This window comes from Roseovarius sp. JB2-10 (assembly GCF_055693585.1).
Map to the genome: position 1 here is coordinate 3,083,755 of NZ_CM146337.1, position 21,717 is coordinate 3,105,471.

At 51.7% G+C, this 21,717-nt stretch carries 21 protein-coding genes and 1 tRNA gene; 11 read left to right on the top strand and 11 right to left on the bottom strand.

The window, feature by feature from the left end:
- Position 1: 1 nt before the first annotated feature.
- From ACZ1HJ_RS15435 to ACZ1HJ_RS15445, 3 genes are all read right to left on the bottom strand, one after another.
- Entirely contained in the window at positions 2–2,131 is a 2,130-nt protein-coding gene (locus tag ACZ1HJ_RS15435) for an FAD-dependent oxidoreductase (RefSeq protein WP_472719538.1), read from the bottom strand.
- A gap of 71 nt (positions 2,132–2,202) precedes the next feature.
- The gene (locus ACZ1HJ_RS15440) at positions 2,203–2,397 is read right to left on the bottom strand and encodes a hypothetical protein (protein ID WP_472719539.1); all 195 of its coding nucleotides are present in this window, start codon (positions 2,395–2,397) and stop codon (positions 2,203–2,205) included.
- A gap of 145 nt (positions 2,398–2,542) precedes the next feature.
- Positions 2,543–3,847: an ATP-binding protein gene (locus ACZ1HJ_RS15445; RefSeq protein ID WP_472719540.1), complete on the bottom strand. Its 1,305-nt coding sequence runs from the start codon at positions 3,845–3,847 to the stop codon at positions 2,543–2,545.
- Between the two features lie 40 nt (positions 3,848–3,887).
- On the opposite strand from ACZ1HJ_RS15445, the gene ACZ1HJ_RS15450 reads away from it, so the two are divergent.
- On the top strand, positions 3,888–4,799 hold the full coding sequence (locus tag ACZ1HJ_RS15450) for an MBL fold metallo-hydrolase (RefSeq protein ID WP_472719541.1): 912 nt from the start codon (positions 3,888–3,890) through the stop codon (positions 4,797–4,799).
- A 92-nt stretch (positions 4,800–4,891) separates the two neighbouring features.
- A tRNA-Asn gene (locus ACZ1HJ_RS15455) sits at positions 4,892–4,966 on the top strand.
- Positions 4,967–5,813: 847 nt separating this feature from the next.
- Here ACZ1HJ_RS15455 and ACZ1HJ_RS15460 read toward each other — a convergent pair.
- Positions 5,814–6,299, bottom strand: coding sequence for a hypothetical protein (locus ACZ1HJ_RS15460; protein WP_472719542.1), 486 nt, complete (start codon positions 6,297–6,299; stop codon positions 5,814–5,816).
- 453 nt (positions 6,300–6,752) lie between these two features.
- On the opposite strand from ACZ1HJ_RS15460, the gene ACZ1HJ_RS15465 reads away from it, so the two are divergent.
- Positions 6,753–7,319, top strand: a complete 567-nt coding sequence (locus tag ACZ1HJ_RS15465) for a DUF1444 family protein (RefSeq protein ID WP_472719543.1) — start codon at positions 6,753–6,755, stop codon at positions 7,317–7,319.
- A gap of 559 nt (positions 7,320–7,878) precedes the next feature.
- Entirely contained in the window at positions 7,879–8,136 is a 258-nt protein-coding gene (locus tag ACZ1HJ_RS15470; RefSeq protein ID WP_472719544.1) for a hypothetical protein, read from the top strand.
- 29 nt (positions 8,137–8,165) lie between these two features.
- Here ACZ1HJ_RS15470 and ACZ1HJ_RS15475 read toward each other — a convergent pair whose 3' ends face one another.
- On the bottom strand, positions 8,166–8,369 hold the full coding sequence (locus tag ACZ1HJ_RS15475) for a ribbon-helix-helix domain-containing protein (RefSeq protein WP_472719545.1): 204 nt from the start codon (positions 8,367–8,369) through the stop codon (positions 8,166–8,168).
- An 865-nt stretch (positions 8,370–9,234) separates the two neighbouring features.
- Here ACZ1HJ_RS15475 and ACZ1HJ_RS15480 point away from each other — a divergent pair.
- Positions 9,235–9,372 (top strand): hypothetical protein, encoded by a 138-nt coding sequence (locus ACZ1HJ_RS15480; protein WP_472719546.1) that lies wholly within the window; start codon positions 9,235–9,237, stop codon positions 9,370–9,372.
- A gap of 54 nt (positions 9,373–9,426) precedes the next feature.
- On the opposite strand, the gene ACZ1HJ_RS15485 is transcribed toward ACZ1HJ_RS15480, so the two are convergent.
- The 3 genes from ACZ1HJ_RS15485 to ACZ1HJ_RS15495 all read right to left on the bottom strand — a co-directional run bounded on the left by ACZ1HJ_RS15485 (position 9,427) and on the right by ACZ1HJ_RS15495 (position 13,255).
- The gene (locus ACZ1HJ_RS15485) at positions 9,427–9,909 is read right to left on the bottom strand and encodes an Lrp/AsnC family transcriptional regulator (RefSeq protein WP_472719547.1); all 483 of its coding nucleotides are present in this window, start codon (positions 9,907–9,909) and stop codon (positions 9,427–9,429) included.
- A 467-nt stretch (positions 9,910–10,376) separates the two neighbouring features.
- Positions 10,377–11,897, bottom strand: coding sequence for a recombinase family protein (locus tag ACZ1HJ_RS15490; protein ID WP_472719548.1), 1,521 nt, complete (start codon positions 11,895–11,897; stop codon positions 10,377–10,379).
- Between the two features lie 185 nt (positions 11,898–12,082).
- Positions 12,083–13,255 (bottom strand): type IV secretory system conjugative DNA transfer family protein, encoded by a 1,173-nt coding sequence (locus tag ACZ1HJ_RS15495; RefSeq protein ID WP_472719549.1) that lies wholly within the window; start codon positions 13,253–13,255, stop codon positions 12,083–12,085.
- Positions 13,256–13,453: 198 nt separating this feature from the next.
- Between ACZ1HJ_RS15495 and ACZ1HJ_RS15500 the strand changes: the two genes are divergently transcribed.
- From ACZ1HJ_RS15500 to ACZ1HJ_RS15515, 4 genes are all read left to right on the top strand, one after another.
- Positions 13,454–13,984 (top strand): DUF3768 domain-containing protein, encoded by a 531-nt coding sequence (locus tag ACZ1HJ_RS15500; RefSeq protein WP_472719550.1) that lies wholly within the window; start codon positions 13,454–13,456, stop codon positions 13,982–13,984.
- Positions 13,984–14,328 carry a hypothetical protein gene (locus ACZ1HJ_RS15505; protein WP_472719551.1) on the top strand — a complete coding sequence of 115 codons (345 nt, stop codon included), beginning with the start codon at positions 13,984–13,986 and terminating at the stop codon, positions 14,326–14,328. The genes ACZ1HJ_RS15500 and ACZ1HJ_RS15505 overlap by 1 nt, the downstream gene beginning before the upstream one ends.
- Before the next feature lie 310 nt (positions 14,329–14,638).
- Entirely contained in the window at positions 14,639–14,989 is a 351-nt protein-coding gene (locus tag ACZ1HJ_RS15510; RefSeq protein ID WP_472719552.1) for a helix-turn-helix transcriptional regulator, read from the top strand.
- A gap of 16 nt (positions 14,990–15,005) precedes the next feature.
- Complete coding sequence (locus tag ACZ1HJ_RS15515; protein WP_472719553.1) at positions 15,006–15,434, top strand: hypothetical protein; 429 nt, start codon at positions 15,006–15,008, stop codon at positions 15,432–15,434.
- A gap of 74 nt (positions 15,435–15,508) precedes the next feature.
- Here ACZ1HJ_RS15515 and ACZ1HJ_RS15520 read toward each other — a convergent pair whose 3' ends face one another.
- Complete coding sequence (locus ACZ1HJ_RS15520; protein WP_472719554.1) at positions 15,509–16,087, bottom strand: VPLPA-CTERM sorting domain-containing protein; 579 nt, start codon at positions 16,085–16,087, stop codon at positions 15,509–15,511.
- A gap of 169 nt (positions 16,088–16,256) precedes the next feature.
- On the opposite strand from ACZ1HJ_RS15520, the gene ACZ1HJ_RS15525 reads away from it, so the two are divergent.
- Positions 16,257–17,018 (top strand): tyrosine-type recombinase/integrase, encoded by a 762-nt coding sequence (locus tag ACZ1HJ_RS15525; protein WP_472719555.1) that lies wholly within the window; start codon positions 16,257–16,259, stop codon positions 17,016–17,018.
- Between the two features lie 646 nt (positions 17,019–17,664).
- Positions 17,665–18,843 (top strand): hypothetical protein, encoded by a 1,179-nt coding sequence (locus tag ACZ1HJ_RS15530; RefSeq protein ID WP_472719556.1) that lies wholly within the window; start codon positions 17,665–17,667, stop codon positions 18,841–18,843.
- Positions 18,844–19,118: 275 nt separating this feature from the next.
- Here the strand turns inward: ACZ1HJ_RS15530 and ACZ1HJ_RS15535 are convergent, their stop codons facing one another.
- Together ACZ1HJ_RS15535 and ACZ1HJ_RS15540 are read right to left on the bottom strand one after the other, a co-directional pair.
- Positions 19,119–20,129: an endonuclease/exonuclease/phosphatase family protein gene (locus ACZ1HJ_RS15535; protein WP_472719557.1), complete on the bottom strand. Its 1,011-nt coding sequence runs from the start codon at positions 20,127–20,129 to the stop codon at positions 19,119–19,121.
- A gap of 11 nt (positions 20,130–20,140) precedes the next feature.
- The gene (locus tag ACZ1HJ_RS15540; RefSeq protein ID WP_472719558.1) at positions 20,141–21,286 is read right to left on the bottom strand and encodes an endonuclease/exonuclease/phosphatase family protein; all 1,146 of its coding nucleotides are present in this window, start codon (positions 21,284–21,286) and stop codon (positions 20,141–20,143) included.
- Positions 21,287–21,717 lie beyond the last annotated feature (431 nt).

A 21,717-nucleotide genomic window follows, 5' to 3' on the forward strand; every position in this document is an offset into this window, starting at 1 on the left:
TTCACCCCGTTCCAAGGTCGACGATCTCTCGTCGCAGCAAATCCTGCTCCGGCAAGTCCGGATCAGCCTCAAAATAGCGCGCCGCCATGTGACCTGCATAGACCGCATCAGCGATCAAACCGGGCTGCGCGGCATCACCGATCAATTCGAGGGTCGTCAACGGAGCGGAACCCTCCTCAACTTTGCGCCGTAGTTCATTGTAAAGGCTTGCTGTTCTGTCCTTGATGGTCACAAGTACCAGCGATCCGCACTCCATATGTACCTGCCTGCCTGACGCGCTACACTTCAGGGTGCAACCGCCGTCTTCAATGCTTTCGATACTGTGTTGCGTCCGGATTTTTACGCCACGCTCCACCAGACGGCGCGCGATACGTTCCTGCTCCAGCGTGTGTTCTGTCCAGGGTGAGACCATCATCGCCGGGGTTACAAAAATGACGTCATGTCCCGCCGCCCTCAGATGTTCGGCAAGAACGCCGCCCATGTAAATCTGGTCATCATCAAAGATCACAACCGGGCCATCGGGCGGCATGCGCCCCGCCATGATGTCATCAGGCGTGAAGACCGGCGCATTGTCTACGCCCGGGATCGGGTGCCCACCATGACGCGAGGCGCCATCCCGGCGCCATGTCGCACCCGTGGCGACAAAGACATTTGGAATACCAAGGTCGATCACCTGCGCCGCACTCAACGGGCTTTGCCGGAAAATCGAGACATTGGCGCGCTGCTGCAGGTCATAAATCCGGTGATCCGCCACCCGCCGCCAAGCGCCAAGGCCCAAAAGGCTGGCCTCACGCGCGGCCCGCCCGCCAAGATCATCCGAGGCTTCCGCAAGGGTCACCTGATAGCCGCGTTTGGCCAATTGCATGGCGCATTCCAGACCGGCGGGGCCCGCGCCGATCACCAGGGTTTCGGTTTCCTGACCCCTGGGAGCGATTTCTTCGGGATGCCATCCGCGCCGCCATTCCTCGGCCATGGTCGGGTTCTGAGTGCAGCGGATCGGCACGCCCAGATTGTCGCTCGACACGCACACATTGCAGCCGATGCACTCCCGGATATCCTCTATCCGACCTTCCTTGATCTTGTTTGGCAAGAACGGATCGGCGATCGACGGACGCGCAGACCCGATGAAATCGACCACACCGTTTTTGACCATCGACACCATGGTGTCCGCGGAAGTAAGCCGCCCCACGCCAACAACGGGCTTGGTGGTCACTTGTTTGACGAAATCGATGTAGCTGTTCTGATACCCTTCATTTGGCTCGAACCGCGAGGTCGCGGAATCGTTTGACCAGTCCGAGACATTCACGTCCCAAAGGTCGGGCATTTCCGCCAGCATTTCGACCACAGCCCGGCCTTCTTCGGCGGCCTGCATGCCGTCACTGCCACGCATCTCGTCCACAGCAAAACGCATGGCAACAGCGCAGGTATCGCCGACTGCCGAAAGGGTTTCCTCTAACACTTCCCGCAGGAGCCGCACGCGGTTCTCAAGGCTTCCGCCGTATTCATCCGTCCGGGTGTTCAATTCGGGCAGCAGGAAATGCTGCAGCAGCGTCATGCAATGCCCGGCATAGACATAAACAATGTCAAAACCCGCGCGTTTGGAGCGGATCGCGGCATCGCGGTGCCATTTTCGAAAGGTCTTGATATCTGTCTTGTCCATCGCGCGGGCCTGCGACGGGCTGAGGATATGACTGGCCGTTTCGGACGGCGCATAGATACGCGCGCGGGAATTGAAATTGCACGCGTGATAGCCGTTATGCGCCAACTCGATCCCCGCCAATGCGCCTTCGGCATGCACCGCCTCTGTCATCAGCTGCAAAGCCGGTATGTCACGGTCATCCCAAAGCCTGTGTTCGGCAAAAGGTGCCAGATCTGAGCTGGGGTGGATTTCCGTTTCCTGGGAGCAGACAACGCCCCAGCCTCCTGCCGCCTTCATGCCCCGAACCGCCGCCTCAGCCTGCGGTCGCAAATGGCCAAGCCCCGTACAATGCGGCACCTGATAAAACCGGTTTTTCGCTGTCACAGGCCCAATTTTGACGGGCTCGAAAAGGATGGCATAGGGATCAGGCATGGGCGTCCAACTGCAATGGTTACAGCTGAAAACCTGCGCAATCCGGTCTTGGTCTGTCAATGAAATTGATCACCCGCCATGTGTAATGCACGCATGACGGGCGCATTGCATCGCGGGTTCGGCAAAAACGTCTATTTGCCGGATGTCAGATTGGTTTGCTTGCTGGCCCATTGCATCCCGAACGCGGCTCCGACAAAGAGCATGATTGGCCAGATGATGACCTTGAGCGTTTCAACCGGTTCCGCTTCTGATGCCTTCCACGCGATGAAACACAGGAAAAAAGCCAGTAGGACTGCGATTTCGCGTTTGAATGTTTTCTTTTCCATTGATCCGATCCTGGGTCACCCGAGCGGTGACGCTTGCCATTCTTGGCGCGCACACCCTATCCAATCAAAGATTTTGCCTGATTACCCCCGCGTCCGGTCTGTAAACACTGTGGCGGCGCCCTGACGCCGTGCAGGCACTCAACCCTTAGCGACCGATGACGATATCCGCGCGCAGCCCGCCAAGCGCCTCACTTTCCCCCAGACGCAGCACACCGCCATGGGCGCGCGCGATATCGGTTGTAATGGCCAAACCCAACCCCACGCCGCTGCCGCGATCCTGATTGCGCGCCGGGTCCAGCCGCGAGAAGGGTTTCAGCGCCTCCTCGCGCTGATCCTCGGCGATACCCGGGCCGTCATCTTCGACCCGGATGCGCAGGGTTTTGTCGGTCAGCAACACGGACACATCCGCCCGCGTGCCATAGCGCACAGCGTTGTTGATCAGGTTTTCCACCGCGCGACGGATGCCCCCCTCGCGCAGCGCGACCTTGCCCTTGCCTTTGACACTCACAAGCGTCGCGTTGATCTGTGCGCGCTGGCAATCGGCGACGATCTCTTTCACCAGTTTGGCCGGGTTGATCCGCGTCGGCTCACCCTCCTGCGCACCGCGCGCAAAGGCCAGAAACTCGTCCAGCAGACGTTCCATATCGGACACGTCGCGCTGCATCAGTGCAACTTCTTCATCCTCCATCATCGACAGCCCCAGCTTCAACCGCGTCAGCGGCGTGCGCAGATCATGGCTGACCCCCGACAACATCAGCGTGCGCTGCTCAATCTGGCGTTCGATCCGCGCCCGCATATCCAAAAACGCATTCCCGGCCGCACGCACCTCAACGGCGCCCGCCGGTCTGTAGGTCTCGTGCCGTCCGCGGCCAAAGGCCTCCGCTGCGCGGGCCAGACGCGTGATGGGCCGCAGCTGATTGCGCAGGTAGAGAAACGAAATGACGGTCATCAACACACCAAAAACGACCATATAGACCAGCAACTGATGCGGGTTTGAGGCCGACACACGCCGCCGGTCAAAACTCAACTCCAACGGTTTGCCCGCGGAGACAACATAAAGCTGCACAATCTTGTCATCGGGCAGCTCAATCGCCAATACGCGCGGCAGCAACCGGGTGAACTCTTGAATGACTACAGCACCGGTGAAATCATACCACCTGCGCTGGTTTTGCACCGGGACATCCTTGGGGTCTACAACGGCCACATCGATCTGCAACACATTGGCCATTTCGGCACCCGGCCCCTCCCCCGGCATTGCCCCATTGTCCAACACCAACGTGACCTCGCGGCTGACCGATTGGGTCATTTGACGCGTGACACCTTCGAAATGCCGCTGAATGAAAACGATCGAGATCACCAACAGCAACGAAATCACCGGCAAGAGCAGGATCAAAAAAGCGCGGCCATAGAGGCTGCGCGGCATATAGGGTTTGAGCCATCTGAAGTTCATGCGCTAAACCTAGCCGGGCAGCGCGACAAGAGGAAGAGCCATGGACGCCCCTGATGCATTCAATCCCCCCGTGGGCGTGGCTGAGACCCTGGGCTCCGGCATCCGCCGGGTTCTGGCCCCCAACCCCTCGCCCATGACGTATCGCGGGACAAACACCTATCTGATCGGTGATCGCGACATCGCAGTGCTGGATCCCGGTCCGGATGATCCGGACCATCTGGCGGCGATCGTGTCCGCGCTCACGCCCGACCAGACGATCACACACATTCTGATCACGCATGCCCATCTGGATCATTCCCCCTTGGCCAAAACCCTCGCTGCAAAAACGGGCGCACCGGTTTATGCCTTCGGCGATGCGCTGGCCGGGCGTAGTGCAATCATGCAGCAACTGGCGCAATCCGGGCTGATGGGCGGCGGCGAAGGCGTTGATGCCAGCTTTGAACCCGATGTTACCCTTGCGGATGGGGATGTGATCGCGGCCGATGGATGGCAAATGACCGCCCACTGGACGCCGGGACATTTTGGCAATCACCTGTGCTTTGCCCTGGGCGATATCGTATTTTGCGGCGATTTGGTCATGGGCTGGGCCAGTTCGCTGGTTTCTCCGCCAGATGGCGACCTGACGGATTTCATGGCCTCGTGCCGGCGGTTACAGGCGCTGAACGCGCGTATTTTGCACGCAGGTCACGGCGCCCCGATTGATGATCCCCACGCGCGGCTTCAGTGGTTGATCGATCATCGCCTGACACGTGAGGCGGCAATCCTGAACCAACTGGCCCAAGGGCCGGCTGACGCCAAAACGCTGGCCAGCGCGATATACACGGACACTCCGGCCAAACTTCTCCCGGCCGCCACCCGAAATGTTCTGGCGCATCTGATTGATCTATATGGTAAAAACAGTGTCACCCCCTGTGGCACGCTGACGGCCGATGCGGTATTCGAACTGAAATGACACCAAACGGCACGGTCTAAAAACAGCGGCGAAAAAAGTATCAAATCCCCTCTGGACGGGACCAAGCCGCATTGCTATACGGGCGCCTGTGTTCCGGCGTAGCTCAGCGGTAGAGCAGTTGACTGTTAATCAATTGGTCGTAGGTTCGATCCCTACCGCCGGAGCCAATAAAAACAAAGCCTTAGCGAGAAATCGCTGAGGCTTTGATCGTTTTTAGTCTCTTTTTAGTCACTTTTATTTCTATGGTTTCCAGTGGGTTGCTATGTTCGGCACCACCACCATCAATCTGATCCCAACCACCAGATTGAGAGTTCGCGGCACCAGTACCCTAGGCAGAGCGAAAACAGCTCTTATTGCTAAATTTTTTCGACATTCGAGCAGAGTGCGGAAAATGGCGGCTTTGAGCCCATATTAACGATTGCTGCGTGGCGTACCAAGGTCAGCTTTCTTGCCGACTAACTCCCACATTGCCGTGCGCCCGCATTGATACGCGCACGCCGACTATCTGTGTCACTCAACCAAAAAGTAAGGGTTGGCGTCTCTCTTCTGATTACCCTTTCAAGGCAAGCGCAATTTACAGATGGTGTTCTAGTCTTGCAGTAGTTGACACCAGCATCAATCCCTTGCTCTCGCACCATGAGACCATAGCCGATTGCTAGAACGATGATGCCGCCCGCGATATAGGTAGATGTGTTCGACTTTTTCTTTTCAACCGTTTCTTCGTTATCTGTCACGAAACACTTCCCAAGACTCCTAATCGGTTCTTTAAAACCCCAAACTAGGTTTTTTGCCAGAAGTTTTTGGGCATTATCGCCGCATCAAAGGTAATAGGCTTGAGCTCAATTCGCCAGCCTGCGTTGCTGGCTTTCCAAAAGCGGTCATTGGCGCACTCATAATGAACGGCAGTTAAGTCCGCAAAGCTGACCTTGAGGCTCCGTTTTGTCATCTACAGGTTTGACGACTGCGTTCAGGCTCATTGTTACTTAGTTTCAGTTCCAAATTCACAATCAGCTCTTAGGCACCAACCGCCCAAGGTTTCTCACAGAAAATATGTCTTTGGTCGTTGACGATATTGTTTATGTACATGTTGTTTTTCGGTTCAATGTAGTCGTGAATGAGACCGCTAGAGGTATCTCCGCCACCAAACGCAACGCCAAAGCTATCCATTGAAGTAATCCCCTTGTGTGACTCAATCACAGGTGCGGACGGATTATCGTCCAGTAATCTCTGGGCAAACTCTTGAGGGCTTGCGTCGCCCATTGTTGGAGCATTTTCAAAGATCCACATTTTCACTGCAAACTCTTCGTCCGTGTCCTTTGGATGGTTCGATTCAGTTTCCACAAACCAAGTCGCATCAAATTTTTCATTCTTAACTAGATCAACAATAACAACAAACCCGGGTTCGACAGTATCTGGATTACCTTGCTCTCTAACCTCAAAGCAAAACCAACGCGCCCCTTTACCTTCGAGTGAACCGGGACTCTCTGCAGCAGCTTCCATGCCCAAGCCCCCACAAACCGCCAACAAGCATATTCCCAATCTCATAATCTGCCTCAACAAAATCAGTTTTCAATTTAGAGACTGGGTGAGACGAGGGTATTTGTCAAACAAAGTGGAACCCAGGTTTCCACTAGTGGCATCTGGACTCAGATCCGAGTGGCCAACGTCAATGGACCTCGAACGGATGGCCGGGCATGGGGGCTGAATGTCACGTGTGAAATCGGTCATTGCCTCTCCTTTGTGATGACTGCGCCCTAACGGGATCCGCGCTCTGCCCCAAGGTCCGCGTTTGAGCCAAAGGGACATGCTGGGGATGTGGCGCTGACGTCCGGGATGTCCGCATTGCTGCCAATGGCCGCTGCGAGCCCTAAGCGGACAGTCAGGTTGGTTACATCTACGCTCTACACTATAACCAAAAAGAACAGGTGAGGCGTTTTAGTGTATGGTTCGAAAATGAGCATTGAAGACATTGAGTTTTGCAAGAAGGCTGTTGCTTACTTGAAACCTGAGCTTCCTGGTCTCGAAGCGGATACCAAACTGCCAGAGATGGATGCTCCTGTGTTAACTCGACTGGGAAACGGCCTTCTTGTTTCCTACCTGGTCGATACCGGAGATTGTTTCGAGTACGTATTGGAACGTCGACGAACCAGTGCCAGGCTTTCCGAGGAAGCGTTAAATTGCATCGCAATCTCGAATTTGGAAAGCTTGGAAAACAACAAAGAAATCCAGGTCGTGAGATACGAGAATGTTTTTGCTGTATTATGGGACGGCAATTTTGAGGCAAGCTTGTTGTTGCTAGACCGCTTTTGGGAAAACGACTACGCATTTCTCGTTCCAAACGGAGCAGTAGCAGCCCTGCCACGCAGAGATGTCCTGGCGTTCTGCGATGCAAACTCCAGTGTAGGCATTCAGGAGTTACGCGAAGTCATCTCTCGTACCGACGAGGCAGACCAACTTATTTCAAAAAACCTGTATCGCCGAAAGCATGAGAATGCCGGGTGGGAACGCTATGACAACTGAGTGTCTGTGACTAAACGGGACGTATGTTCGCAAAGTCCGCTTTCCAGTCATATGGTTCTAAAATGACCGACTCTTTACCTCAGATGACAGCTCTGAGCCCAAAGTGGCCGATGCCGCGTGATGCACGAATGGGTAACATTCGAAGAAAAGCAGCCATTTTGTTCCGGAAAACAACCGCCTGCAGCTACATTGCCTCAATAGAATTGGCTCGGAAGTTTCACGGCCAAATGTTTCTGTTCGCATTGGATAGATGCATTCAAAAATGATTGGGGAAAAAATGCTTGGCGGCATAGATGCAGGCTTGCTCTGCTCAATGACGCTTAGGCCTTAGAGCTTTCGTTTGATAACGTCTTGCAGCATCTCTTAATCAAACAACCGCAGCAACACCGACTAGTACTAGAGGCCACTGATCCCATCCACCAAAGACTAGTCACATCCTAAAATCAAATTGGTCCTGTCAGATATGACTTAAGAAATGTCGCCACCGTCCAGCTGGTATGCCAAGTGTATAGAAATAAAAGGCATGTTAGTATAATGATTATGATTTGGAGGATTTGATTTGGGCAGAGACGAGTTTGAACAATATTTGGATGACGCCTTTCAGAGTTATGTGAATGGATATCTCGAACTAAAAAATGACGTGTTTGAAGGCCCGTTTGATAAAGAACTCGTTCAACAGTTAGAGTTGCTGAGTGCCCATACCGGTTACACCACCGAATTTCTTTCAAATGTTGTTTTTTTGTTTTGCTTGGAAGAGCCCGATGGGATCGACCTGATCAACAGATTTATTGATAAAAAAAGAGCTGGCGGTCATTGACAGCCAGCTCAATCAGAAAGAACAATTTTTTACTCAGCGGCAATTGTCGCCTTTGATTTCGCGTTTTCACCAGCAGGTGCTGAGGGATAACCCTCTTCCAGCTTGTTCAGCGCAATACGCAGCAATTCACTGTTAGATGCGGCCCCATGACGTTTGCGGAGCCGGTCAAACTTTTCCAGGTAGTCTTCGGGAAAGGTGAAGTTCCTTCTTACTATCTTTGAATCTACAGCCATTGTCAGTTCTCCTAAGTTGGACAAGCAGATTTCAAGCGCCCGCAGGGCACAGAAATCTCTCGTGATGTGTATTAGATGTGTATAGAATGTGGTGACATTGAGGCCGTTGCAACCCGTCGAGCCGCAACGTATCCGACTTGACACAGTTGAATCCCAAGGGATTTCTGATCTCAGACCAGTATCGCGCAATATTGGCGATCACATATCCTCGGATCCCGCAATATTGTAACATATGTTCTTGAAATAAAGTAATTTTGCGCAACTCTCGAACCAAATGTATTGTTCGACGGCATAAATCCGCCTCAAAAGTGAATTTTTCCAACTGTGCCCGTCCCATTCAAGTTCCAGCGGTATTTCTTTTCTAATCTGGAAATCTTTCCCAAACGTGAACAAATTACCCGCTCAATACACACTTTATGTGGATTGGGTGTGCTGTCAACCAATCTGATGCACAAACTTAGAAAGATTGCGTCAACTATGGCGGATGTTGGGATAATTAGTGGATAAACCCTCTTGATTAGTCCTGAAAGGTGCTTGAGCAGGAAATTTTTCGCATCACCCATTGACCAATACACACTCAATGTGTATTAAGTATGTATCAGCAACGAATCAGAAAGGAGGCGCTGATGAGACAAATAAACAACCCGCTGCAAGTGGCAGCATTGCTTAGAGAGGGGGTGATTGTAGGTGAATAGTAATCTGGCGCGTCTGGCGCCGGGAGCACTAAATGGGAGTGGCACCGATGCCATTGGCGCATAACACCGCTCTCAATCGCTTCTAACGTAACAACCCAACGAGGTTAAAATGAAACAGAAAACTCGGTCGCCACCTGACGGCAAAAATATAGAAAGGAGGTGCAACATGAATGAACAAAATTCAGTGCGCAAAATGCAAAACTAATGTTTTCCAAAGGGAAACAACATGGCAAGAAAAGCTAGAACTATTTGCCAATACCTTTGCAGCAAGCATCGCTGCAGCAGCACTGGTCCAGATACTCATCTGAGGCTGATGCCTAAAAACTAAGGCGACCCTTTCTAGCTATGAAGGGTCGCCAACTTTATGTAGAAATCTTCTCGGGTACATCTATGGGCGGCCCAAATTCGCGGCGATATGACTTTCCTAATGCCTGTGTTTTAATTGATTGTACGTCATCAGTATTGAGAACTTCATTTATTCGATCCATGAGTTCATCCCCGTCCCTGCACATCCAACGGATAAAGATATCAGCATCTCCCCAAGCTGAAAAAACTTCGATTGCTTCGGGGAAGCTTAGTAGCTTTCGTACCACCTCATCGATTTGTTCAGAGCTCTGTTTGTTTAAAGAGATCACAGAATAAAAATGTGTGGAAATTCCAAACTCACGATAGTTCAAATGGACTGTAAACTTTTCAATAACGTCACTGTATTCGCTTAGTTCTTTGATGATCTTAGAAACGTAAGATTCCGATACTCCAAGATCCATGGCAACCTGCTTGCGCGGCTTTGCAGAATTCTCAAGTAGTTCATTAATGACTCGAAGTTTAATTCTGTCGAATTCCATGCTACACCCAATCAACATCTTGGTGCTTGACGATATCACAGGGCCGACTGAAATTCAAGAAAATCCACTAAATTGTGAATTTTCACCACTGCACTATCACTGTTGTGAGACGGGCTCCTATTCGGCGAATTGACCATTTACAAAGAGCGGTAGAAAACCTTCACAACGTAGCAAGCCAAAAATTTTCCCGTCAACGTTGATCCCTGTACCCGATATCGCCTCACCCGTATTTTGTCGAAAAGTAGCTCGGGTAAGCCCGCAGTAAGGGATGCTTCTCGAACTTTTGTCTTGATCTTCATGTAAGGTTCGGCGTCCAACATAATCACTACGCAGCCTGGCGTAATGTCTCATCCTCATCACCTATGCTAAAATACGCTTCAAGAAACCTCACCTTGCTTTCTATATTTTCCTTATTAGCCACGAGTTCGGAAAGCCACCTCGTCGGGGCACAACTCAAAAATTAACACTCACCCACGGTAGCCAAATTTTTGCTTCATCGGTTGGCTAGAATACTCTCCCGGTCGCTTCGTAGATTTGTTGATTTTGTCGAGGTGTGGGACGAGATGGGGCACCAAAGGGGACAGCTTGGAGATTTCTCGCCTTTTGAGCCAAATACAGGGCTCTAAACAAAGCTCTTTTCCGCGAACCGTCCGGTTCGAGAAGAAATACTTGACCATCCACCGTTTTTCCCCGCGTTTTGCCGAAATATGAAGCCCTGCAAGGTTTTTCATAAGTTCGACGAACTGAGCCAATTCTGTTTCGTCTAGATGGTTTTTCTGCAGTTTGTCCTGCTCTTCGCGTAAACAGGCCAGCTCCAGTTGGAAATCCAATTTGCGGCGATCATGAGCGCATTTGTCGATTGAGCCATCGATGAGTAAGTCGGTCAGTCTATCCAATTTGGCAGTTGTTTTCTCGATCTGCATCGCACGGGAACGAAGCAACCCACTTCGTTCACTGCTCCCTAACCAATTGCGCCACTCACGCTCCAACGCTTCGGCATCCTCAGGCGAAAACTCACACGCCCTGAAAGCCTTGAGCACTTCGTTTTCAACATAATCCTCCCGAACGGTAGTGGTCGGACAACCCGGACGATGGCAGCGATAATAAATCCTGGCCTTTTGCTTTTCTGGTGACATAGGGCCATCGCACAGCCCACAGCGGAACACTCCTTGGTAAAGGTGATTGTGACGCGTCACCTTTTTGCCTGCGCGCCCAGCTTTTATATCCTGGACGTATTCAAATTCCTGCGCCGAAATGAGCGGCTCGTGTTGTCCCTGAAAAACGGCGCCGGTGCGTTTGATGACAATGAGGCCGGTATAAAACGGATTTGATAAGATGGTTTCGATACCGTGTTTGCTGAGCGATTTGCCTGAATGGTTTCGTAAACCCAGCTGTTCCAGTACAGGCATCAGTGACCGAATTGAATGACTTCCATTGGCATACAATCTGAAGGCTTGCTGTATTAGAGGTGCCTTGACCGGACATGGCGTCTTCGGTTTGCCTTTACCGTTGTCCAGATAACCGATAGGTGCGCGAAATGGATAAAGTCCCTGCTTCAACCGGCCATTCAGTCCTTTGATGGTCTCCTCGCGCAGATTGTGGATATAGTCTTCGGCAATGACCGCTTGAAGGTTTGCCGAAAGACGCCCGCCCCGGGTTTCAAAATCGAGGCCATCTGCTGCGAAATACAGCTTGACCCCATAGCGTGGTAGTTCTGAGACAAGTGCCCAGTCCCGCAGGTTGCGGGCAGAGCGGTCAATTTTATGCATGATGAGGCCAGTAGCCTTACCCTGTTTCAACTGCCGCAGCATTTGATTGAACACTGGACGGCCGCGTTTTGCAGCGGTTTCCTTCTCCGCAAACCACTTGGTCACTGCCAAGTCATTCTGACTCGCAAAGACCGCGATAGCGTCCTTTTGCGCGTCGAGCGAAACCCCCTCACCCTGTTTCTGGGTCGACACCCGAATATATCCAAAACACGGTTTCATATGTCAGATTGAGTATGATCTGACTCTAGCAAATCCTCAGGATTATGCGAGATCCTGCCAAGGCCAGGACCCGTCCTCCAACATGCGCAAATAGATGCGTTGGCAAAGCTTCAAATAGGGTTGTAGATGATCGTTTTGTGACATGATGTCAGTCTACCGAGTGAGGCCATCAAGAATAGCCCGGGTCATGCTTCTTTCAGGCGAGTTGCTGATGGCAAGGTGGCAATGGAAAACGCCGGGCTGGGTCTTTCATCAATCATCATCCGCACGAAGGCCTGATAATTGGGTTGCCGGATTAGATCTTCCGGGGGCACGCCGCCCAGCTGAGCGGACATGGTGGGAGCGTCGGCGGCACCAACGCGAAAACAGAGGATGGTGCCGACGTTTCCCAGGATGGAGGCAAACACTGCCGGGCTTGATTGAGAGGTGTGCTGCTGCGCGAGAAACAAGGCGAGCTGGTATTTGCGAGTCTCTGAAAGGAGATCCGCTACGGTATCCGTAGTGAAGCTGTGGAATTCATCGACATAGAGAAAGAACGGGCGGCGGGTAGCCTCGGGGATGCCATGTCGGGAAAAGGCGGCATGCGTCAGGCTAGCAACGATGAGGCCACCTACGACATTGGCCACGTCTGCCCCCAGACGGCCCTTGGCCAGATTGACGATCAACACCTGGCCTTCGTCCATAATACGGCGAAACCGCAGCGGCTTCTTAGGCTCGCACAGCGCCTGGCGCACGACTGGATGCGCCAAAAAGGCACCCAGCTTGTTGGCAATCGGCGGCAAGCCATCCATGGCGGTTTTGTATGACATAGCCGGGTATTCTTCGATCCAGAATTGCCGTACCTGCGGGTCGCGCGCATGCTGGATCACCTCGCGCCGAAAGTCTCGATCAAGGAAGAGCCGCATGATGTCACGCAGGTCGGCCTGTGGTGTATCCAGCAAGGTTAGGATGGCATGGCGCAATAGATGCTCCATTCGCACGCCCCAAGCCTCGGCCCATTGTTTCTTGAGCGCATCAATAAGCCCTGACGCTACCAGCGGGCGCAATGCCGGTGAGGTGCGGGTCAGCGGGTTATATCCGTAAGGTGAGTTGGGATCGACGACATTCCAGTATGTCGCCGCCGAGCAGTTTGCTGCCAGCTGCTCGGCCAGGTCACCATGCGGGTCAATCACGCAAAAGCCACGCCCGGCCCGGTAATCCTGCAAGGCGAGATTCAGGAGAAGTGATGTCTTACCAGTTCCTGTCTGCCCCAGAGCAAATACGTGTTTGCTGCGTTGGGCGTTTTGCAGCGCACAAAGCCGGCCGCCATAGCGGTAATAGGCTCTGCCCAAAATGCTGTGGTCCAGATGAGTCAACATCCGCGTAGTTTGCTGTGCGAGCACGCGTGGCGGTACTGGCGGTCTTTCGGTGGGGAATTCTCGAATTTCGTGAATGACCGGGGGTATCTGCGATCCGGTTTGGCCGGAACACTATAGGTAGACTAGTTCCGGTCTTCTTCCGAGGGGTGCGCCTGAAACAGGTTCGGGCGGCCACCCGTACGGAAGGAGATCAAAAACATGGGAGCCAGAAAACAACATCTGTGGGATATGGTGGGAGCCTATCCGATCTGTGCCAATTGTGGTGCCACATGCGTGGTCCGCGATGCCTCGGCAGCCTGGAGCATCGCCACGCGGGACTGGCAGCTGAAATCAATCTTCGATCAGTTCTGCTGCAACGCCTGTGGAACCAATCTCGTGCCGGACTGGCGGCTGGATGAGGACTATCGCAAGGCCCGCATACGCCGCCTCAATGACCAGCTACGGCGCGGTCAGGCAGAGAATGCGACGATTGTCGTGACGCAAGGTATCGAAGCCCAGGGCCAGGAGTATGTGCGTAGAGCATTGCGGGCCGTTGCCGGTTTTGACGATTTCACCGAGGACAACGATCCGCACAATGAGCATGATTTTGGTGCCGTTATCGTCGGCGAGGAGAAATTGTTTTTCAAAGTCGACTATTTCGATCTGGAGTTGGAACACCATTCAAACGATGCCGCCAATCCTGCGGTGACAAACCGCGTGCTGACCATCATGCTGGCATCGGAATACTGATGGGACGCCAAGCACGCCCCCTCACGGCGGCAGACCGCGAAGACGCATTCCGCATTGCCACCAAAGCACTACCTGAGTGGTATGCCAAAGAAATCGGACACGGCATGACTGAAGATGCGCTCTCAAAGGCGTTGGAACGTATTCTGGGCATCTTTGGCGGCAGTTGCGGGCCAGGCAGGCTCGACGTGACCTTTCAGGGTGCAGGGCTTAAAATCTGGGCTGGTTGGCACATTGTGAACCACGTCACGGAGAAACCGATCTTCCAAGGTAGAGAGACCGTTGCCATGGCACGTGTTCTTTATGGCATCTGTGATCCAGACGATCCGCAGCAGTCGCTCTTTTGATCCTGGCCCGCTTTATTAGGCGGGCCATTTTTGTAATAGCCTTATGGAGATGTGAAGAACCGGGTCTGGCGCTTATTCCCGATTTCGGCGAAAATCCTACCGTATGGGAATTGAAAACGGGTGTTGCCTCTGGTGGGGTGCGACGGGGCATGGGCGAAAGGGGTCACCCTTTCGCTATCCCACTGATCACCCGGTGAGCATCCGCGCGACACCGGCAACACCCGTTTTCAAAATTTCAGAATAACCGGTGGTATTGGAGACATTCCCGCTCGCGTACCATCGGCGCATTATTCAATAGTTCATTCAACATATGCATGACGAGTTCATTTCCGACCTCAAAATCGCCCGCAAAAAATCCGGTCTTACCCAGGCCGATTGCGGTCACCTCATCGGGGTCACACATCAGGTTATCAGCCAGATCGAAAACGGCAAACGCCTGCCGACCATCCCCGATATCTGCGCCCTGTCGCTTCTTTATAACAAAAGCTTTGAAAGCCTCTTTGCCGGTGTCATCACTGCAGCTCGCGCACAAATGGCTGCCAACGCCTGTTCCATGCCGGAGATGCCGGAAAGCTATCCAAGGCGTCATGCGCGCGACCAGACGATTGGGCGTCTGGCGCGGCGATTGGAAGAAGAAATGAACCCGCCTTATGCAGGTTAACCAGCGAGTCCTGGTGGTGGCTGCCAGATGCGGTCGGATCGGCTGTGTTCTCATCGAAGATCGAGAGCTGAACGTCTGGGATACGTCCGAAGCCGGTGCAAAATCACCTGAGGATGCCGAAAAAATTCTGCGGCGTTGGATCAGAGAGTTCCGTCCCAATGTCCTGATCTCGGAAAACCCGGACGCAGCCGGAAACAAACACGGGCAGCAAATTCCCATCCTGAAAGCTTTTGTTGCCATCGCTGACGACCAACCCTTGCTGAACCTGCATGTTCGCCGCAAACGCCGGTTCAAGAACGCGTATCTCGAAGCCGAATACTTCGCCAACCGTTTCCCGGAAACAGCCCCGCCCTGCCCTCAAAAACCCCCAATCTGGGGCAGTGAACCCTACGCTATGGTCTGTTTTGAGGCTATGTCTTTGGCAAGGGAAGCAGGTGTTTTGTAGGCCAACAAGAGGTTGCCGCCAAAGGCCCCGCGCCGGAATGCGCCGCGGGGCTTTTTTGATCTAACTTATTGGACCTAAGTAATTTTGCGTCGCCTCAATAGCACCAGTCCTGCAAGTGCCGTTGGTAGCAGCGCCATGCCTGCCGGTAGTGGCACAGACGATATTGGCCCACCCGTCAGATAGCTGTCATCCAACTCCATGACAGGTAACAGGAAGAACTGTGTCTCCGAACTTGTGACCATGCGGAGATTGATGTCAGCAGTGTTGGTGCTTTGCCCCAACAATTGGAAACCGAAATCAGTTTCGGAAAAGTTGTCCAGAATCGATTCCTTAACCCAAAAATTCAACGAGTCCGTGACCGAAATCATAGCTTCGATCGTGCTGCCAGTGAAGCTTCCGCCAGCATCCAAACCGCCGGCTGAGAAACCAACTTGCTGGGTACCGGATGTTGTCAGCTCGAACAAAACGTTGAAGCCATCTACTGAGCGACAGTTTGTGTCGCTGTAGCCGCGTTCGAATGTTTCACCTGGGTCAATTGTGGTTGTCGTGAACTGCAAGAAAGGACAACTGATTGAGTTGACCGGAACTGCTGTTGCTGGCATTGCCAGCATTATTGGTGCCAACGCAGCACCAAGATATGTAAGAATACGCATGGGTAAAACCATTCCTCCGATTAACAGAAATACGGTTCATGTGACCGTACAATTTAGTGACTACGTTCACGGCCAATCACAGTTGATTGAGGCGCTTTCCCCGGGCCGTTTGTTGCAACAGAATTGGTAATTTTGTACACTTTGTTCAGCCGCCTAAAATAGGCGTTGTATGAGCAGGCATGACAGGATAATCTCAACTACGTTCTCTGCTATCACTTTGATATTGAGATCTAATTTCACCGGAGCAACAGAATTACCAATATTGTTGCGCGCTGTGAAACACCGCCCATATCAAGCGATAACCAACGCAGGCGGCATCTCGTATTTCATGGAACACAGCCTACCAACTCCCGTCGGAATGCAGCTTTACGATACCGATCGGGGCCGGCTCTATATCAACGCCACCGAACGGTCGCGATTTTTGGTGGCGGCGAGCAAAGCTGCCCCATCTACTCATAGTCTCTGCCGGGTACTGACCTTTACAGGATGCCGCCTCTCTGAGGCTCTTGCGCTGACCGGGCATTCTATACAGGCTGAGACACAACTGATAACCTTCAGAACACTCAAACGACGATCTCCTAATATCTTCCGGGAGGTGCCAGTGCCAAAAGTGCTGATAGAGCAACTGATGTGCACTCACGCGCTTGAAACAGGCGAAATGCTGTATCAGCACAACGGTTGCGCGGTAAATCGGATTACGGCTTATCGCTGGGTGAAAGCTGTGATGCGAGAGACCGGTATCACCGGTGCAAAAGCTTCGCCTAAAGGCCTTCGTCACGGCTTCGGCATCCACGCCATCCGCACTGGTGTTCCACTCAATATGGTGCAGAAATGGATGGGCCACGCCCAGATGAGCACCACCGCCATCTACGCCAACGCCACAGGTAGAGATGAGTTGGAAATTGCTGCACAGATGTGGGCAAGTGATTGAGTAAAACCGATATGGGTAGCTAGCGCTTCTTCGCCAGTTCACAAGAAGCTGCATTAGTTGCGGGTTTGTCACGAATCAACGCAACATTTTAACCCCATACTTCATTCGCAATCAGCGTGGTTTTGAGTGACTAACCCCCTGATTTTTGCCGATCTGAAAAACTGAATACACTCCCGCAGGGCGCCGCGATTCCAAATTTGTTAAACGCCAGAGTTCCGCGTTGTAGAGCGAGTCATAACGAGTTCACCAATTGCCCATCTCACTAATTTCTTGCCTTTGCAGACCCTAAAGTTTTGGAGATTTTTCTCCCTATAGGTTAATTTGTGATATCGTCATATACTTAGAGGTGATTTTCAAATTTTTTGATGAGGGGGGAACATGCATTGGGTCACAATATCTTCACACGTAAAAGACGTTATTTCAGCTGATACAAACACGCCAAAGCAAGAGATTAGACACGGCCACAGCCTTAGCGAAAAATATGGGTACAGCGACGCCGGAAGGCGCGGGTTGGCGTCAAAATTACGAACGAAATTTACCTCAGAAGGCACACCCATTCCGAGCTGGTTAGGTCCAGACGAAACGCAAAAAGCTAAGACCGTCGGTGATTTGGTGACAATCATTCGCAAAAAGTTTGGGGTGTAAGATGAAACAGATTCAGAAATTTTTTTTGACAACATTCATTTCACTATTTTTCACGCCGGTTTCGGCACAGCAAAATTCTGTTGATCCAAAATATGACTTGAACGGTAACGGCGTAGTTGAGCCCGGTCGAGAATTGGATGTCTACCTCAAACACAAAAGTGACCCCGTATTAAAGAAGTTCGACAAGAACCTTAATGGCGCACTTGATACAACTGAGGCTAGCAATCACGCATTGTATGTTGAGAGACAGATTGAGTTGGAACGTGACGACATCCTTTTGGACATTGATGATAAAGGAGGCTTACCGACCGGAAAACCCATCGTTGACAAAAAGAAAAAGGACCGAAACTTACGGTTTGTATTGCAAAGCAAGATCGCAGGTGCGTCGGTTCTCACCGCGCCAAGGTCAGATGCCGATTTCAAGAAAGTCACACCTGCTCATTTTGGCTTCAAACGCGACTATAGCTCGAACAGAGATATTTTTACTGCGCGCGGAGCAGCTTTTTTAGCGTGGCAGAAGAGCTACGAAAACCAACCTTTGACAGCTGCTGCATTTTTGGCTGGTGTTGAATTTGACCGTACCGATGTTTCAGGCACTCCCGGACCAAAAGAAACTGACTCACTAATTTTTCGGCTTGGCGGAGAATGGGAATGGCAAAACGACTCCCCAAAATCACCGATTTTCCAAAAATACTTTAGAAGTAATATAGGTTGGGTGACGGATTCTGACTTTGACCTTTCCGTGTGGAGCGCCCAATTTCAGTATCAGCCGTTTTTTAGGGGGGCTGCCAACGGAAATCAGAGACGCATCGGTTCCAGCCTGTTGCGCTATGGTTGGAGTTCGCAATTGCAGGCAGAATACCAGCATGTGGTTGACGCGAACGGGAAGGAGCAGTTTGCATCTGCCGACGACTATTTATTTGTTGGTCCAGCCGTAGGAGTCAAATTTGATTTCGATCCTAGTAGTGCCTTTAAACGTCTAAGCTTGTCGGCGAACTACTACATTCTCTTCGATCTAATTAACAGCAGTGTCGATACAGAATTTGCGAAAGCGACTTTGAGCTATGCACTTGAACCAACAAGCCAGTTCTCTTTGGATCTAACCTACAGGAAAGGTGAAACACCTTCTTCGCGCGAATCTGTAGATGAGCTGGAGCTTGCAGTAGGCCTCAGGTTTTAAAGAGGAATTTGTTAGCTGACCTCTGACAGTTCCTCGCAACTGTTTTTTAACGGCAGAATTCCTGTATTAAGGTGAAATGCTGGATGCTTTCTTCTCGAACAATCGAATGCGCAAGGCACACTGTTGCGGGAAGTTTTGAACGTTGGGAGATTTCCAAACAACAAAACTTCCAAACGATACAACCAATTCAGAACCCATCATGCTCTGAATTTGCTTCCAGCCGTCCCAAAAGCTCTGTCAGGAAATGGCACATAAACTTAAGGCGGAACAAGGGATCAATTCGCAATGTCGATGGCGACCGGCCAATGATCACTGGTTCCGGAATTTTCTGCGTTGTTTGCGTTGAGCTTAAACTTCTTAGGGCGGATGATCTGAGCGCTTTGATCAAAGAAAAACTGCTCGAAATCGTTCAAGACTAATCTGAAGCTCTCCATATCTGCCTGCCAGTTTCCGGTGACCGCCCGCGCCGCAATGATATCGAGGTAAGACCAGCTGTTCTTTTTCCAATACCATTGGCTGCCATTGCCGACACAAGAGTTATCAAGCTGTACAGGCAGATGCCAGGTGCTGAAAACTTGAGCTAGAACTTCCTGTTCGGCATCTTCGCAGTTGAAGTTGAAGTCACCGACGATCAGTACAGTTTGATCCGTTGGTAGAGCATCTGCCAATTCTCTAACCGTGTTCGCCGCGATCTCTCTGCAAATTCTGGGGTTTCTGCCTGACGGGAAATGTACCCCGAAAATTGTGAGAGCTGCTCCATCTGGTAGGGCAAAGCTTGCTTCTATAGCGTCGCGAGTTGACCCGGAATCGCCATCTTCATCACAAGCGTTCTCACCGGTCAGATCAATCTGATGTGATCTACCAGTAGTGCCATCGGCAAACGGCAATTTCGCAAGGATCGCAACATCAATGCCACGGAAATCGGGTTTTGGTTCAGGCCTATTTGGGTTGGCGTCAAAGAACACTTCGGATTGGTATCTCGCAGACCCGGTCAAAGCGGCTTTTATCGAGTCGAGGGCCTCCTTGCTTTCCACTTCAGTTAGGACCAGGACATCAGGTCCGGCACCGTCATCGAAGCGGCTGATAACACGTGCGATTGCTGCTGCTTTTGCATCGACCCATGTAGGGTCATTCAGAGTTTCACGATCATTTGGATAGCGCGGGTCATCGGTAGCATCGAAGAAGTTCTCGACATTGTAGGTCATGACTGTAATGCGATCATTCGGTTGCGCCGCAATCGGGCTCGATTGAAGGGCGAGCACGATACTTACGAACAAAAATCTCATAGTTTTCTCCATCAATGCGTTCGGGGTGTAATATCGACACTTACGGGGCGATGGTCGCTTAGAAATTCATGGCCAAAGGAAGTAATGCCTTCCTCATACAACAAATGCTCTACCCGCCCAGCGTTCGCCTGAACCTGCAAAGGGCTGGTGCCAGACCGGGTTAGGGCTTGAGTGAATAGAATATGATCGAGCAAAATGTGCTCATCCCGATCCGGATCTAGCTTGTCATTGAATTTCGCTGTCCAACGTAGGTTTGCGGGCTGATCGAACAAAGCGTGGTTCAGGAATTGGCGTGCAAAAAAGACTTCTCCTTGAAGGTTCGAAATCAAATCATGTAGTAGATACTCGCGCTCCATGAGTTCCTTGCCGGGCCCGTCATTAAGATCGCCAACGACAAAAATTGACGGATCAGCCTCCTGAGCAAATCGCCTGTTGATATAGGCCCGGATCGCCAAAGCTTCAGAGCTTAGTTTGATGCGCGCTTCGTGGGATTTGGCGATGTATTCGCGAACCTTCTTGCTGGAGTCTATGTAGTCATCAAAAGATTCGTTGTCCCGCCGTTGACGCGGCGTCGCTCCGGTAAACTTGCTCTTCAGATGTGTTCCAATGACCTCGTGCTGCGCACCTCCAAATGAAAATCGTAAAATTTGAGGTTCCCTGTGGAAGGAATGCGTTGTCCTGGAAGAAACAGGTACGTCTTTTACCCCACCCACAGTCTTCAGGCGGGGTGTGGCGACCTTCCACCTACCGTCCTCTCCAATCGATGAATCCTGCGCGGCGGCAAAGCTCCGCCAAATCGGGATAGGCATGAGCGATGGCTCAACTTGGTCTGCAAGGCTTTTGCGAACAACAAACCACTGCCATTGTCGACCACCAGTTTCATAACTTTCACCAGCGGGTCTGGTAATGAGATCGAAGTCTGGCAGGTGCTTTTTAACAAACTCTTCCATTTCCTCTTGCCCCTGCGGTGCCTCACAAAGAAATAAAATGTCAGTTTGCAAACTCTCAATAAAACCCGACACAGCGTCAATTCTTTTTCGTGCATGAGTCTTTGATGGCGCGTTGTGCGGAAAGATTTTCTTTCCGGGCGTGTATTTTCCAATGATAACGCCCCAATCGGTATCCAACCACTCGGCATTCCAGGTTGTCAGCTTCACGGTTTGTCCCCCAAATAATAGATTATGGCCGTGCAAAATAAGACTGATGATACCTTAGGTTGACGCCGCGGCAAGAATTTCGTGCCAAAATCGTATTCAATGAACCATTTATCCATGACTTCATTGAAGCTTACTGTTCGATACTGACCGAAACTTTCGGGGCAAAACCTGGCGACTATGGGCCTCCCATTGTCATTGTTCTTTTCTCGGCATGGCAGTGTTGTTGACCGCCCAGTTTTATCCCTTTGGCCAGTAATTCGCCTCTTGTTGACAAGTAAAATGCGATCTCAGTGCAGTGACACCAATGCTGGAAGCACTTCGTACCAACGTCTGGTGTTGGACGTGAAGTTTCCGCTTGAGCACAACTCACATCCGCCAACCCTAAAAACCATTTGACAACTCCCACCCCACCAGCCCAGCCTCTCTCCTAT